Raw genomic sequence first — 16,115 nt, 5'->3', positions numbered from 1 at the left:
CTGCCCCTGTGATTAGAAATCCAATTCGATTGTGCTTGCGAGATGTTTACTTTTGTTTACTTTTTCGCTTAATTGAATGTCTTTTAAAGGAATGGATGGGTTTCTCATAATCGCCGAAAGGATCATGACGTAATCCTTGGCCAATACAGCAATGGTTTTCTTTTTAAACAGTTTCGTACAGTAATCAAAACTGCCCTGAATCTCATCTTGATCTATTAAGAAGTTCAGCTGTAAATCAAACTTGGCTGCCGTCTCTGTTTGTTCATAAGGCCTGACTGCGAGAGAGTCCACTTCAATATCTGTTTGTTCGGTATTTTGCAGGACAAACATCGTATCAAACAATGGATTGCGGCTTAAGTCCCGTTTCACACCCAGTTTTTCAACTAATTCTTCAAAAGGATACTCTTGATGTTCAAAAGCCTTCAGCATGGTTTCTTTCGTTTCCGTTATATAATCCAAAAATGTCTTTTCCGCCATTGGAGCGGTGCGGATGGCTAATGTATTGACAAACATTCCGATAATGGGTTCCAAATCCGCATGCGGTCTCCCTGCAATAGGTGTACCGACAACGATATCATCCTGACCGCTGTATTTTGCCAGCAGTATGGAATAGGCCGAGAATAGAATCATGTAAGCGGTCGTTCCGGTCAATTCTTCCAGCTGCTTTATCCCTTGGGTGACAGTCTTATCGAGCGTAAAATTGTGCCTTTTCCCATCAAAGCTTCTAACCGGCGGTCTCGCAAAATCTTTCGGCAGCTCGAATGACGGGAGCTCTTCATGAAATACACCAAGCCAATACTCTTCCTGGCTCTTGATTCGTTCTCTTTGTTCTTTTTGATGTTTCCATTCCGTAAAGTCTTTGTACTGAATACGGAGCGGAGCTAACTCTTTGCCGTCATACAATTGAATCAGTTCTTCGACAAAAATATTCATGGAGGCGCCGTCCGTGATAATGTGGTGCATGTCAAACATGAAAATATGCAGGTCTTGTTCTAACTCGATGAGTCCGACCCTGAGTAATGGAGCTTGGCTGAGATCGAACGGCCGCACGAAGGCCCGGAAACATTCCTCAACCTCGTCGGCTGTTGCTTTGTATCTTTCCATCGAAAACTCCACTTGCGATTTGATCACCTGCACCGGTTCTCCGCGGACCATTTCAAAACCGGTACGCAGCGATTCATGGCGCTGGATCAGTCTTTGGAAAGCGGTTTGCAAGCGATTCATGTCGAGTTTTCCTTCTAATGTAAGAATTCCCGGCATATTGTAGCTCAGTTCTCCGCCTTCTATTTGTGTTGACAGGTAAACCATCTTCTGCACGGACGATACGGGATAGACATCTTTTGCTTTGGCTTTCGGAATATAGTCCGGTCCGTTGGTTTCAGCTTCTGCAATAGCCTGTGCCATTTCTTCAACTGTCGGACATTGAAAGACTTCTCTTAATGAAATGTTTTTGCTGAATTGCTTATGAATTTTGGCGATGAGCGTCATCCCTCGCAACGAGTGGCCGCCCAAATCGAAAAAGTTATCTTTTACACCTATTTCTTTTACCTTCAAAACGTCTTGCCAGATGCATATCAGCTGCTCTTCCATATTCGTCCGCGGAGCAACGTAGTCAGTCCCCGTTTGCAAACCTGCTTCAGGCATCGGTAATGCTCTTCGATTTACTTTTCCATTGCCGGTTAGCGGCAGTTTCTCCAGCTGGATGAAGTATGAAGGGATCATATATCCCGGTATTTGGCCAGCAAGTTTTTCTTTCAGCTGACTGATCGAGAGTGATTGCTCTGCTGTAAAATAGGCATACAAATCGCTTTGGCCATCGGTATTTTCTTTTGCTAGGACAACTGCTTCCTGTACGTGCTTGAGAAGAGCGGCTTCCACCTCACCGAGTTCAACCCGATAACCGCGGATTTTGACTTGATGGTCCCTCCTTCCCGCATATTCAATGTTTCCCTCGGGAAGGTAACGAGCCAGATCGCCTGTTTTATACATCCGTTGATTCGAGTCATATGGGTGCGGAACAAAAGTTTCGAGCGTCAGAGACTCCCTGTTATGATAGCCTCTGGCCAAGCTCACTCCTGAAATACAAAGTTCACCGACGATTCCGACAGGCTGAAGCGTTCCGGCTTCATTCAAAATGAAAATCTCCGTATTTGAAATCGGTTTTCCGATCGGCTGAAGCTCCTGATCTGTATCAGGATCGACGGTATACATGGTCACAACATGCGTCTCCGACGGACCGTAATGATTATGCAATGTGACTTGGTGTCGTGCCAGCATGTCACGCAGCATCCTTGTTGCGATGAGCTGTTCTCCCGCAGCGATGATGTGATCCACGCACTCGGCAAACGGTTCGAAATAGTGTTTCTCTGAGGCAAGGAGCTTAAGGAACGCTGTCGGGAGAAATGCTGTTTGTATCCCGTGCGTTCTGACAAAATCATTGAGCTGCCGTATGTCACGTTTTGCCTCATTGCCGATGATAAAGAGTGTTCCTCCGCTTGAAAGCGCGGAGAACATTTCTTGATAGCAGACATCAAAGCTCATTGCGGCAAATTGCAGCACTCTGTCAAAGCGAAGCTGCGTATGATCCTGCTCATAAGCGAGCAGATTCGTCATCGTCTTGTGCTCCAGCTGAACGCCTTTCGGCTGCCCTGTTGTGCCTGACGTGTAAATAACATACATTAAATCATTTTCCGAGCAGGAAAGGTTAAGATTGTCTGTTCTGCCTTGATATAGTAACGGATCATCAAGCAGAAGCACTTCTCCTTCAAAGAGCGGCGGAATAGCGTGACCTGCACAAGTCAAAAGCACATCGGCACCGCTGTCTTTTAGCATAAAAGCCCGCCGTTTTTCGGGAAGCTCCGGATCGATAGGGAGAAATGCTGCGCCGGCCTTTAATATGGCTAAAATGCCGATGATCATATGTGCTGAGCGATCCGTGAGAACGGCAACAACCTGATCAGTGCAGGCACCCTTATCTTGAAGAACGCGCGCCAGCTGATTGGAACGTTCATTCAGCTGACGATAAGTCAGCGTCTGATTTCCAAACATGACGGCTTCATGATCCGGGTTACGCTCAACCTGCTGCTCAAAAAGCTGATGAATCGGTGTCGGAATTCGTTTTTCCCCAACTGCAGTATCGTTAAAGAGTTGCTGAATGTCTCTTTCCTCTTCCTTGGTCATCATATTTAAACGAGCCAGCTCGGCCTCAGGCTGTTTAATAATCGAATCAACCAGCTGTTCAAAATGCCCCATCATCCGTTCGATCGTTTCCGGTTTAAACAGAGCCGTCAAGTATTCCATCGTGAACTGAATACCCGCCCCTTCTTCCACAGCAGTTAAAGTTAGATCAAATTTCGCCATCGTATGTCCGTTTGGATATGGTTTGAAAGTGACGTCATTTATCTCTAACTGTTCCTGCTCCGTGTTTTGAAGCACAAACATGGTGTCAAACAATGGATTGCGGCTCAAGTCTCTGGCGATATTCAGTTGATCGATCAGCGCTTCGAACGGATAATCCTGATGTTCATAAGCTTTTAATGCATTCTCCTTCACTTCGGACAGATACTGAGAGAACGTCTTCCCTTTTTCAGGGTAATTTCTCATCGCCAATGTATTGACAAACATTCCGATAATCGGTTCCAAATCGGCGTGCGGTCTTCCCGCTATAGGACTGCCGACAATAATGTCTTCCTGGCCGCTGTATTTTGAAAGCAATAATGTATAAGACGCAAGGAGCACCATATATAAAGTCGATTCAGTTTGGGATGCCAGCTGCTTTAATCCGTCGCTTTTTTGCTTATCAAGCGTAAAATGCATTGTGGCTCCCGCAAAATCCCGTGCCGACGGCCGGATATAATCGGCCGGCAGATGAAGGACAGGAACGTCGCCGCTGTACAGCTCTAACCAATAGGCTTCTTGTTTTTGAATCTGCTGTAATCTCGCTTCGCCGGTCTGCCATACCGCGTAGTCCTTGTACTGGATGCGCAGGGGCGGTAATGTCTCTCCTTCATAAATCCGGATAAATTCTTTGATCAATACGCTCATGGATGTTCCGTCAGAAATAATGTGGTGCATATCAAACATCAGAATTCCGCGGTCAGATTGAAGTTCAATCAGCCCTACGCGAAGCAGCGGCGGCTCATCCAGGTGAAAAGGACGAATAAATTGGCGGATATAAAGGTCCGCATCAACTTCTTCCCCTTGGTACCACTCTGCTTCAAACGCCGCGTGATCCAAGACATACTGAACAGGTTCTCCGTCAGCCATTTTAAAACCGGTGCGCAAAGATTCATGGCGCAAAATCAGCGTGCGGAAGGCTTGCTGCAGCTTGTCACGATCAAGCTTTCCTTCCACAGTCATCAGTCCCAGCATGTTGTAACTGAGTTCTCCGCCTTCCAAGTGATTCAGGATGTACAACCGTTTTTGTGCTGAGGATACCGGATAATAAGGTCTTTTTTCAATTGCAGGAATCGCGGCATACCCGGTCAGCTCCGTCTTCGTGATCGTCCGTGCGAGCTGTTCAATGGTTGGGAAACGGAAGACGTCCCGCAAAGGAATTTGGACATGCATTTGCTTTTGTATTTTTGCAATCAGCGCCGTTGCCCGCAGGGAGTGTCCGCCGATCTCAAAAAAGTGATCTCTGATCCCCACCTGCTCTAGTCCAAGGACATCCTCCCAAATTGCTGTCAGCTGGATTTCTGCCGAAGTTTGCGGCGGGACGTACTCTATGCCGCTGTCACGCTTTTTGACCGGAGCCGGCAATAACTGGCGATTCAACTTCCCGTTTGGCGTCAGCGGCATCTTATCCAGTTGCACAAAATGAGCCGGGATCATATATCCGGGTAAATGCCGGGCCATTCTTTCGCGAAGTTCACTGATCTGTATTGTCTTATCTGCTGCAAAGTATCCGCACAAGTAATATTCATCATCTGCATCTTTAAGGGCAGCTGCGGCGGCTTCTTGAATATCAGGAACGTTCAGCATCACCGATTCGATTTCACCGAGTTCAATCCGAAAACCTTGAATTTTCACCTGATGATCAATCCGGCCGATATATTCAATATTTCCATCCGGCAGAAGGCGGGCCAGATCACCGGTTCTGTACATTCGGTCCTCCGGTACAAACGGATCGGCAACAAATTTTTCGTCCGTCAGTTCCGGCAGGTTCAAGTAACCCCGCCCGACACCGTCCCCTGCAATATACAGCTCGCCTTGGACGCCCTTCGGCTGCAGCCGTTTTTTTGAATCAAGAATGTACATTCGGTTTCTGCCTAACGGCTTGCCTATAGGGACATAGTTTTGGCTGCGTGCCCAAGCATCGGAAGAACATTCAATGTTGAACAGAGACGCGTCTACGCAAGTCTCCGTAGGCCCATATACATTAGTAATCCCAGGCGCAGCGTCATGCTCGCCGAATAATTGCTTGAGCTTATTTACCGTCGTTTTGGAAAGAGCCTCTCCTCCGATTAAAAGATGCTGAAGCGTGACTCCCTGCAAATCACCTGCAGCTATCAAAAGCTTTAAGTGGGCAGGTGTTCCGTCAGTGATGTCAATCGAATGCAGCCGATAGTAACGGCATAAGGCAGCACCGTCTGACACTATCTCTTTCGGAACAATAAACAAGGTATGGCCTGACAGCAAGGAAGCATACATTTGCTGAACAGAAGCATCGAAATAATATGGAGCGAGCATGGCTATATTCAGCTCCGCATCATAGGCAGAGTATACTTGGCGGCTCAGCCCTTCTATCAGGTGGATGACCTGGCGATGTTCAATTAACGTGCCTTTAGGCTTGCCTGTCGTGCCGGAAGTATAAATGGCATAGGCCAGTTGACTGGACTGATAAGAGAGTGCAAGACTGCTGTCTTTTTCGTGATAGAAATGTTCCTCCATGAGATCGATACATGTTCCTGAGAAGCCGATGTCATCCTGCAGCTTCCCGCAGTAAAGCAATACGCTGATGCTTGAATCATTTAAAATATAACGGATGCGTTCAGACGGAAAATCAGGATCTATCGGCAAATATGCACCGCCCGCTTTTAAAACTCCCAAGATGCCTACAACCATCTCAAGCGAGCGTTCAGTCATAATGCCGACAAGCTGATCCGCCTGCACTCCTTTTGCCTGCAAGGTTCGAGCAAGCTGATTGGCACGCCGGTTCAGTTCTTCGTAGGTGAATTGTTTACCCTCGAATACAACCGCTGTATTGTCCGGAGTACGATGCGCCTGTTCCTCGAACAACTCATGAATCGTTTTTTCACGCGGGTAATGCATGTCATTAGACTGAAAGCGGCTGAGCAGATATTCTTTTTCTTGCTGAGTGAGAAGCTCCAAATCTTCTATTTTGACAGACGGCTGCCGCAATACTTGCTGCATGAGTTTTTCAAAATGACCTCGGAGCCGCTCCACTTCTGATTTTTCATATTCGTTTTCATTAAAACCGAAATGAACGGCCAGCTGTTTGCCAGGTATGACAACCACATTCAAATCATAGTGGGAGTGTTCCTGCATATGAAAATTCGTAATGTTCAGCTCCGTACCATGATGTCCCGTCTCTTCGACTTGCTGCCCTATCAGATAATTTTCAAAGATCATGATATGATCAATTAAATTTTGCTTTTGTTCCGTTTGGGCCTGTATTTCGTATAAAGGATAGGTATCGTACGATTGGGAAGCCAGCGCGTTTTGTTGAACCATTTGCATCGTATCAGCAAAAGTGCTGTCCTCATCGCAGCGGATGCGAACCGGAATCGTATTGATGAACAGACCGATCATCTGTTCCACATCAGGAATTTCCGCCGGCCTTCCCGACACGACACTGCCGAAGACAACATCTGCGGACCCGCTGTATTTCTGTAATAAAATTCCCCATAACGTTTGGATCAACGTATTTAACGTAACCTGATACTGATTTGCGATCTGCTGTAATTGTTTTGTCTGTTCGTGATCAAATCGGCAGATCACATTGGCATAGGCGTATTCTTTTTGTTCATGCTGCGCTATTTTATGAAGAAGCGTGGTTTCACCTTTATATCCTTCAAGATACCCGCTCCAGTACCGCTTTGCCGCTCCCTGATCTTGGCGGTCAAGCCACTCGATATAGTCGCTGTAAGGAGCTGCCGATGGCGGTTCTGGTTCCCTTCCTTCCTGTAAGGCGCTATAATGATCAAACACTTCCTTCGTGATAAGAGACAGGCACCAGCCATCCATCACAATATGATGGAAGCTCCAAATCAAATGATATTTGCGGTCTTCCATACGGAAAATCGCTATGCGCATCAGCGGATCCCGAGCCAAGTCAAATCCTTTTGCCTTGTCTTCTCTTTGATAGGCTGCGATTGCATCCTCTCTCAGGTGCTCCTCTCTATCACGCAAATCTGCAAAATGAATTTGCGGTGTTTGCGTTTTATAGACAATTTGTAAAGGAGTATCGTTCCAGCCGCTGTAAAAACGGGTTCTGAGCACGGCGTATGTTTCAAATAATCGTTCAAGGCTTGCTTTAAACCAATCAATCTTTAACTCTCCCTGCAAATCGAACGATGCTTGTTCAAAATAAGAACTTGAGGCCTCGTCCAGCAGGCTGTGAAAGAGCATTCCTTTCTGCATCGGAGTGAGCGGATACACGTTTTCAACCTCACCTGCATGCGGCAGTTGAATGAGGAGCTGATCCAATTCGTCAATGGACATGCCTTTTAACAAAATATCGCTTGGCGTCAGTTCCGATTGTTCTTTATGGACGCAATGCGTAATGATTGTCCGCAGGCGGCTTTGAATCGTTTCCGATAACCGCATGATCGTTTCTTTTGCGTACTGTTTGCTGCTGTAGCTGATCGTAAGCTTCAGCCGGCCCTCGGTGATCATTCCGTTTATATTCAATACATACGGTCTTTCTTGATGTCCGCTTGAGTCTGAACCGCAAGAATAAGAAGATAATTGAACCCCATGCTGCTGTAAATCTTGGTCAAACTGTCCAAGGTAGTTAAAGCTGATCTCGGGATTGAGTTTCGATGGCATTCCGCCGCTTAAGTACCTTGCTATTCCATATCCGATCCCTTTAAACGGAATTTGGCGCAATCCTTCTTTGGTCGTCTTGATATAATCAGAGATTTCTTTGCCCGGCTGCGCGTGCAGCACAACCGGATACAGACTTGTAAACCACCCGATCGTGCGGGAGATATCTATATCTTGTATAATCTGTTCTCGGCCGTGTCCCTCTAAATGAATCGGAATTTGTTCCAGTCCTGACCAATGCGATATGGAAAGACCCAGAGAAGTTAAAAGCAAATCGTTTATTTCCGTGTGATAAGCGCGATTCGCTTGTTTTAATAAGAGCTCCGTTTCCTCTTTCGTCCATTCCACAGTTGCTGTTTTGCTGTCTTTTGCAGTTGTATGGGTTTCATGAAAATCTTTAGGCAGCGGTTTGACTTCGGTTTGTTCGATTTTTGTCCAATATTCCTGTTCTTGTTTTATGCTTTCACTTTGCGCATATTCTGAGAGTCTCTTAGCCCATAATTGGAAAGAGTCTGTTTTTTGCGGCAGTTGAATCACTCGCCCGTTCTCGGCTTGTTTGTAGCCGCTAACGATATCTTCCAGTAAAATGCGCCATGAAATCCCGTCTATAATCAAATGATGGATGGCAATGAGCAGATGATCTCCATTTGCGCATTGAAACAACCCGGCTTTCATTAACGGCCCATCACTTAAATGCATACTGCTTTGTATCTCATCAGCTTTGGCTTCAATTGTACGTCCCGGATCGGGATCTTCTTTCAGATTCAGGACTTCTAAGCGGTACAGTCCGCTTTGGGCAATTTCTTCATTCTGTGCCTCACAGCCATTTTCCGTAGTCCGGAATGTCATGCGGAGCGCATCGTGATGTTCAGCAAGCTTTTGCAGGGTTTGATGAAGCTGCGTTTCCTGAAAACCTTCCGGCGCATGCAGCATGACGGCTTGATTGTAATAATGCTGATCTGTCGTTGTTTGTTCGAAGAACCAATGCTGAATAGGAGTCAGGCTTACTTTTCCTTTGACCTCACCTTGATCGGCTATACGCAGATTCTGCTTGATATGCGGACTCAATTCAGCAATTGTTGCATATTGAAACAAGTCTTTGATTTCCATTTTGTATCCTTGCTGATTTAATCTGGAGGATACTTGAATGGATTTAATGGAATCTCCGCCAAGGTCAAAGAAATTATCAAGAATACTGACGTTTTCAGCGCCTAATACCGATTCCCAGGCAGAAACTAATATTTCTTCAGCTTTTGTTCGGGGAGCTTTATACTCTGCTCTGTCCTGCAGCTCGAAATCCGGAGCCGGCAGCCCTTTTCTGTTTATTTTTCCGTTAGAAGTTAAAGGCATTTCATCAAGCTCGATAAAATAAGCCGGAACCATATAACCCGCCAGGCTGTGTGACAATTGTTTCCGGAGCCGGGCTGCCGTTATTTGTCCGCCGCTCACGTAATATGCACACAATTGTTTAAACCCGTGGACATCCTCTCTGGCTGTGACGACAGCTTTCTTGATCGCTTCTTCTTGAAGCAGTGCCGCCTCGATCTCGCCTAATTCGATACGATAGCCTCTGATTTTCACTTGTTCATCTATTCTGCCCGCATATTCAATGTTTCCGTCCGCCAGCCACTTCGCCAAATCTCCGGTCTTATACATCTTCGCTCTGGGTTCAAACGGGTCATCGACAAATTTCTCTGCCGTTAATTCGGGACGGTTCAAATATCCTCTTGCCACACCGGCGCCGCTGATATAGATCTCCCCCGGGACACCGATCGGCGCGGGTTTCATATTCTCATCAAGAACGTAAATGCTCGTGTTTGCCGCAGCGGTTCCGATCGGTACTGATTCCCGCCTGTCCTTTGCGGGATCATAACGGTAAATCATGCAGCCGACAACGGTTTCCGTCGGTCCGTACTCATTGCATATTTCAATCCGGCCTTCGAACTGTTCATGAATGCTGCGGGCTAACCGGGTGCTTAAGTTTTCCCCGCCCACAATCATTCTTCTGACAGCCGTTTGATCGGCAATGTTCATTTCTTTCAAAACCTGCAAATGGGCCGGGGTCAATTTAATGATATCCACCCTCGGGTCCCGCACAATCGATTCAAGCAGAGCTGTTTTATCCTCTCCGTCATAGACGATGATTGCATTGCCTGTGACAAGCGGCGTGAAAATAGAAGTCACCGTCAGATCAAAAGAAATTGACGAATACAATGGGAAGTTGGCTTTCTCGCCTTTTACATAAACTTCTTTCGCCCACCAAATATAATTGGTCAAGCCTTCGTGCTCGATTAGTACGCCTTTTGGACGGCCTGTGGAACCTGACGTATAAATGACATATGCCAAATGACTCACATCTTTTATCGGAGCAAGGTCAGAGCCATCATGGTGATAAGAACTTTCATCATCAAGTAAAACCGTGGCGCCTTCATAGGCAAGCTGTTTCCTGACGTCCCGCTGCATTAAAACGATTCCGGCTTGGGAGTCATCCAGCATATACCGGATGCGGTCTTGCGGATATTCCGGATCTATAGGTACATAGGCTCCGCCTGATTTTAAAACGGCAAGGATTCCGACCACCGATTCGATGCTGTTTCTTGTGATGATGGCTACAGGCTGATCCGCCTGCACTCCTTTCGCTCTTAACGTTCGCGCCAGTCGGTTGGCCCGCTTATTGAGCTCTCCGTACGTGAGCTGCCTGTCCTTATCAATGACGGCTGCTTGATCGGGCGTACGCTGCGATTGCTCTTCAAATAATTGATGAACCGGCGTCTGCGGGAACGGCGCGGCCGTGTCGTTAAGCGTCTGCAGAAGGGTTCTTCTTTCGCCTTCCGTTAACAATTCCGCTTGATCCACCCGGATATCCGCATCTGTCACGACTTGATGCAGGATTTGCATGAAATGTTCCCGAACCCGCTCTATGCTTGCCCGCTCATACACATTTGCGTTGTATTCAAAAGAGATGTTCATCTCGTCGCCCGGAATAACAGTCAAATTAAAATCGTAGTTGGTCTGTTCTTCCATTTGTACGTTGGAAATCGTGATGGATGTTCCGTTTTGGCGGCCTATACTTTCCATATACTGATCAACCGGATAATTTTCGAATATCATTAAATGTGTAATTAAATCTTGCTTTTGCGTTGTACGCGCTTGAATATCGTACAGCGGGTGTGTCTCAAATTGTTGAGACGCTACAGCCCTTTCCTGCGCCTCTTTCATAAGCCCGGCAAACGTTGTCCCGGCTTCACATCGGAACCGGACGGGAATGGTGTTAATGAATAAGCCGATCATGGTTTCCACGTTTGGAATTCCAGCAGGTCTTCCGGATACAACACTTCCAAACACAACGTCCCGGCTGCGGTTATATTTCTGCAGCAAAACCGCCCATGCCGTCTGCAGCAGCGTGTTCAGCGTGACATGATGCTTGCCGGCCGTCCGCTTCATTTTCGAAGTGAGATCGGAGCTTATGTCACACGTCACTTTTTCAGGAACGTATCGTCCGTCTTCCGTTGCATGGTGATCCTTAGGAAGGCCGGTTTGCTCCTCATATCCTTCCAAGTACTTATCCCAATAAGCCGCGGCCTCTTTCGCATCTTGCCGGCCGAGCCATTCAATATATTGACTGTACGGAGTAATTGACGATTGTTCAGGCTGCTTTTGCTGAAGCAAAGCAAAGTAATTCTCGAAAATTTCTTTTGTAATGAGCGGCAGACACCAGCCGTCCATCAAAATATGGTGGAAACTCCAGATAAAACGGTATGTCTTTTCATCCGTACGAAGGATGAATAACCGCATTAACGCGCCTTTTTCTAAGTCGAACCCCCGCATCTTATCTTCTCTGGCATACTGCTGAATCATCGCTTCTTTTTGTGATTCCTTCATCTCTCGTAAGTCATTGAATTGAAAACCGATTTTTTTCGTTTTGAATATGATTTGGAGCGGCTGATCCTTCCAGCCTCTGTAAAAATTCGTGCGGAAAATATCATATTTTTGCGATAAGCCGTCCAAGCTTTTTGAAAATGAATCAATTTCCAGATCTCCATGCAGATCAAACATCGTTTGCTGAAAATAAGCACCTGAATTCGGATCAAATAAGCTGTGAAACAGCATGCCCTTCTGCATCGGCGTTAATGGATAAATATTTTCCGCTTCGCCTAATTCACGCGTCTGCTCCAAAAGCTGTTCCAGTTCGTCGATTGAGATGTCTTTTAACAGGATGTCACTTGGTGTGAGAGAAGTCTGCTGCCGGCTTACGCAATGTGCAATGACTTCTTGCAGACTTTCTTTCAACCCCCGGGCAAATTGAGCCATAGTAGATCTTTCGTATTGTTTGCTGCTGTAGCTCAGTGTCAGTGATAATGTCCCTTCGGCAATCATTCCGTTCAAATCAAGCACGGCCGTTCTCTCTTGTTTTTCGTTCATTGATAACCCTGTGGAAAAAGGCGAGATGCGCAAAGCCTGATGCTTCAGGTCTTGGTCAAATTGTCCCAAATAGTTAAACGATATCTCCGGTTTCAGCTGCAGGCTGTCGGCTTCCGGATGCCCGGATATATATTTGATGATGCTGTAATTCATTCCTTTGTCAGGGATGCGGCGCAGCCCTTCTTTTACGATCTTGATCCGCTGCGACAGGTTTTTTCCGGCTTCCATCCTCAGGACGACAGGGTACTGGCTTGTGAACCATCCTATCGTGCGGGAAATGTCAGCATCCGGAATAATCGGTTCTCTCCCGTGGCCTTCCAAATTCACGACAATGTTTTCCGTGCCAGTCCACTTGTGAACAGCCAGCCCTAACGAAGTCAGCAGCAGATCGTTGATATCCGTGTTGTAGGCGCGGTTCGCATGTTTTAATAATTGCTCCGTTTCCTCTTTTGTCCATTGAATCGTCACTTCTTCGCTGTCTCTTAATAACGATCCTTCGCTGATAGTGTCCTTAGGCAATGGCTGAGGCTTTATACTTGAAAGCTCGGCCCAATACGCAATCTCCTCTTCCATATCGGTTTCCGCCGCATATTTGGACAATTGATCGGCCCAGGATGGAAACGAGTCTGTTTTTTGCGGGAGCTGGATCGTTTGTCCGCGTTCTGCCTGCTCATAACCGCTTGCAAAATCTTCGAGTAAAATACGCCAGGATACTCCGTCAATCAGCAAATGATGAATTGCAATCAGCAAATGATCTCCGTCCGGACATTGGAACAAACCGAGCTTCATCAATGGCCCTTTGTCTAATACCATGCTGCTTTGAATCTCATTCGCTTTATCGGCAATCGCTTGAGCCGGATCGGTTTCCTCTTTATAATTCATCACTTCCAGATGGTATAGTTCACTTTCATCTGTTCCTGTAATTCGCGGAGCGTATCCATCCGGCGTTTTTTCAAAAATCATCCTCAAGGCATCGTGATGTGACGCGATCCGTTCCATCGTCCGGCGAAGGGGGCCCTCTTTAAAGCCTTCCGCCGAATATAACATGACGGCCTGATTGTAATGGTGTGCATGCGGCATTTTTTGCTCAAAAAACCAATGCTGTATCGGGGTCAGCTTGGTTCCGCCATTCACTTCTCCTTGATCAGCCACCCTGCTGACCGGTGCTACAAACTGACTGAGTTCAGCAATCGAGGGGTGTTTAAACAAATGCTTCATATCAACCTTGTATCCGGCTTGATACAATCTGGATGACACCTGAATTGATTTAATCGAATCTCCGCCAAAATCAAAGAAATTATCCAAAATTCCTATACGTTCTGCCCCTAATACTTCTTGCCAGATAGACGCCAGCAGTTCTTCTATTGTGTTCCGCGGGGCTATGTATTCGTTTTCCGCCCGCGTATTTTCGTCAGCAGCAGGCAAAGCTTTCAGATCAATCTTCCCATTGGAAGTGAGCGGAATGCGTTCCAATGGGATAAAGCGGGAGGGAATCATATAATTAGGCAGTTCCCGGGATAATTCTTCTCTGAACTGCGCAGCGGTCAAAGAAGGCTCGCCGACATAATAGGCATACAATTGTTTGGCCCCGTCTGCGTCTTCCCGCGCGACGACTGCGGCTTCACGAACGTTTTCCAGATTGAACATGGCTGCCTCTACCTCGCCGATCTCAATCCGGTAGCCGCGAATTTTCACTTGATGATCAATCCGCCCTAAATATTCGATTCTTCCATCCGGCAGCCATCTTGCGAGATCCCCCGTTTTATACATCTTTTGACTAGGGACATGCAGATGCTCCACAAATTTTTCCTCCGTCAATTCAGGCCGATTGAGGTAGCCGCGGGCCACTCCCGCTCCTCCGACATACAGCTCTCCCGGTACGCCGATCGGCTGGATTTGATGGTGCGCTCCTAAAATATAAGCTTGATGGTTGGCCACCGGGCTGCCGATTGTGATCTGTTCATCAGCGGACTGAACAGGGTGAAATGAAGATACCACGCTGTTTTCTGTCGGTCCGTATTCATTATTGATCCGAATGCGAGGCTGCAGAGAATGCAGCTTCTCAACTGTATCTGTTTCCAGCTGCTCACCGCCTACAACAACATGCTGAACATGGATGAAATCCTCTCTGTTCATCTGTTCGATCATCGTTTTCAGAAGACGGGGGGAAGTTGAAAAATGGGTAATTCTTTCTTGTTTTATGGCATTTTGAATGGCGAAAGTTTCTTTATTCTCTTTATTAGGCAAAAGGTGCAAAGTTGCTCCTGAGATGAGCGGGCCGAAGAAATTTAAAATGAACGCATCAAAAACATACGGGTACAAGACAAGCACGCGATCCGCCGGAGAATGCTTGAAAAACGACTTCTTCCACTGAAGCGAGTTCACAATGCCGCCGTGTTCAACCATGACCCCTTTCGGCTTTCCTGTTGTACCCGACGTATAAATGACATAGGCTAAATGGCTGTGTTCCGCTACTGGTGATAACAATGAGCAATCGGCATGGTATGATGCTTCATCATTCAAATCAATCACCGGGCCGTCAAAGGCGAGGCTGTTTTTTAAATGATGCTGAACAAGGAGAACGTCTGCATCCGCATCATGAAGCAAATATTGAAGCCGCTCTTTTGGATATTCAGGATCCAGGGGCACATAAGCGCCCCCTGCCTTCCAAACAGCTATAATGGATACGATCATCTCTAATGAACGATCAGCGAGAATGGCGACTAACGTATCGGGTTGAACCCCGCAATTACGCAATGTTCTTGCCAAACGGCTCGCCTTCTCATTCAGTTCCCTGTACGTCAAATGGTCGTTTTTAAACTTGACGGCCGCATGCTCAGGCGTTCTTTCTGCCTGCTCTTCAAATAATTGATAGACTGTTCTGCTCCCGGAGAAATCTCTGACGGTGTCGTTAAAATCAAACAATAGCTTCTGTTTTTCCGCTTCCGGTAAGATCTCTGCCGTATGGATCGCGGCTTGAGGCTGAAACAGGATCACAGACAGCAGCTGATCCAAATGGGATACAATTTGATTGATATAGCGCTCATCGTACAGATTGCCGTTATAAAAAAGCTTCAAATGAATCCCGTTGTTCTCCAAATTAAAGTGAAACAGCGTATCGGTTGCAGTATCTTCTTTACATTGCAAGGAATGAATTTCGTTAAGCGAAACGACGGTATGAACCAAAGGCATATGCTCGTCATTGTATTGCACGCTCAGATGCCGGGCCATTTTTCTAAACGGCAGGTTTTGATTTTTCAGAGAATCATTAACGGCTTCTTTCAGCTGCCCGAATACGGTTTTAAATGTGCTCTCGTTTGAAAGCGTATTTTTTAAGAGGACAATGTTGTTAACGGCTGACTGGCCGGCTTTTTGCTTCGATACCGTTGGAATGCCAAGAATCAGGCTCGTTCGATCCGTATATTTATATAACAAGCATTCAATACCCGCCAATAAAATCAGATAGGCCGCCATATCGGAATGATTCGCCATTGTCATGATTCTTTGAGATACTTCCGGAGATAAGGAACGGCAGATGCATTTTTCCTGGTAGCCGGTACGGGCCAACGACGCTTTATCCGCTGCTTTAAAGTAAGGGAATGCGCTTAGGCCGTCTTCTTCATCAAACAGGTTTTCCCAGTACGTTTCTTGAGTTTTAAATACCGACATTGGAGCACCTCATT

General features: G+C 46.5%; 1 protein-coding gene. It reads right to left on the bottom strand.

The window, feature by feature from the left end; genetic code table 11:
* Positions 1–12: 12 nt before the first annotated feature.
* Positions 13–16,101 carry a non-ribosomal peptide synthetase gene (locus BZ167_RS00145; RefSeq protein ID WP_077391890.1) on the bottom strand — a complete coding sequence of 5,363 codons (16,089 nt, stop codon included), beginning with the start codon at positions 16,099–16,101 and terminating at the stop codon, positions 13–15.
* Between the last annotated feature and the right edge of the window lie 14 nt (positions 16,102–16,115).

Origin of the sequence: Bacillus sp. 275 (genome assembly GCF_001999205.1) — a bacterium.
GTDB lineage: Bacteria > Bacillota > Bacilli > Bacillales > Bacillaceae > Bacillus > Bacillus velezensis.
This window is presented reverse-complemented; position numbering and strand designations above follow the sequence as displayed.

Excerpts from the sequence above, each read along its gene's own strand:
- BZ167_RS00145 (WP_077391890.1), bottom strand. The coding sequence starts at position 16,101 with ATGTCGGTATTTAAAACTCAAGAAACGTACTGGGAAAACCTGTTTGAT.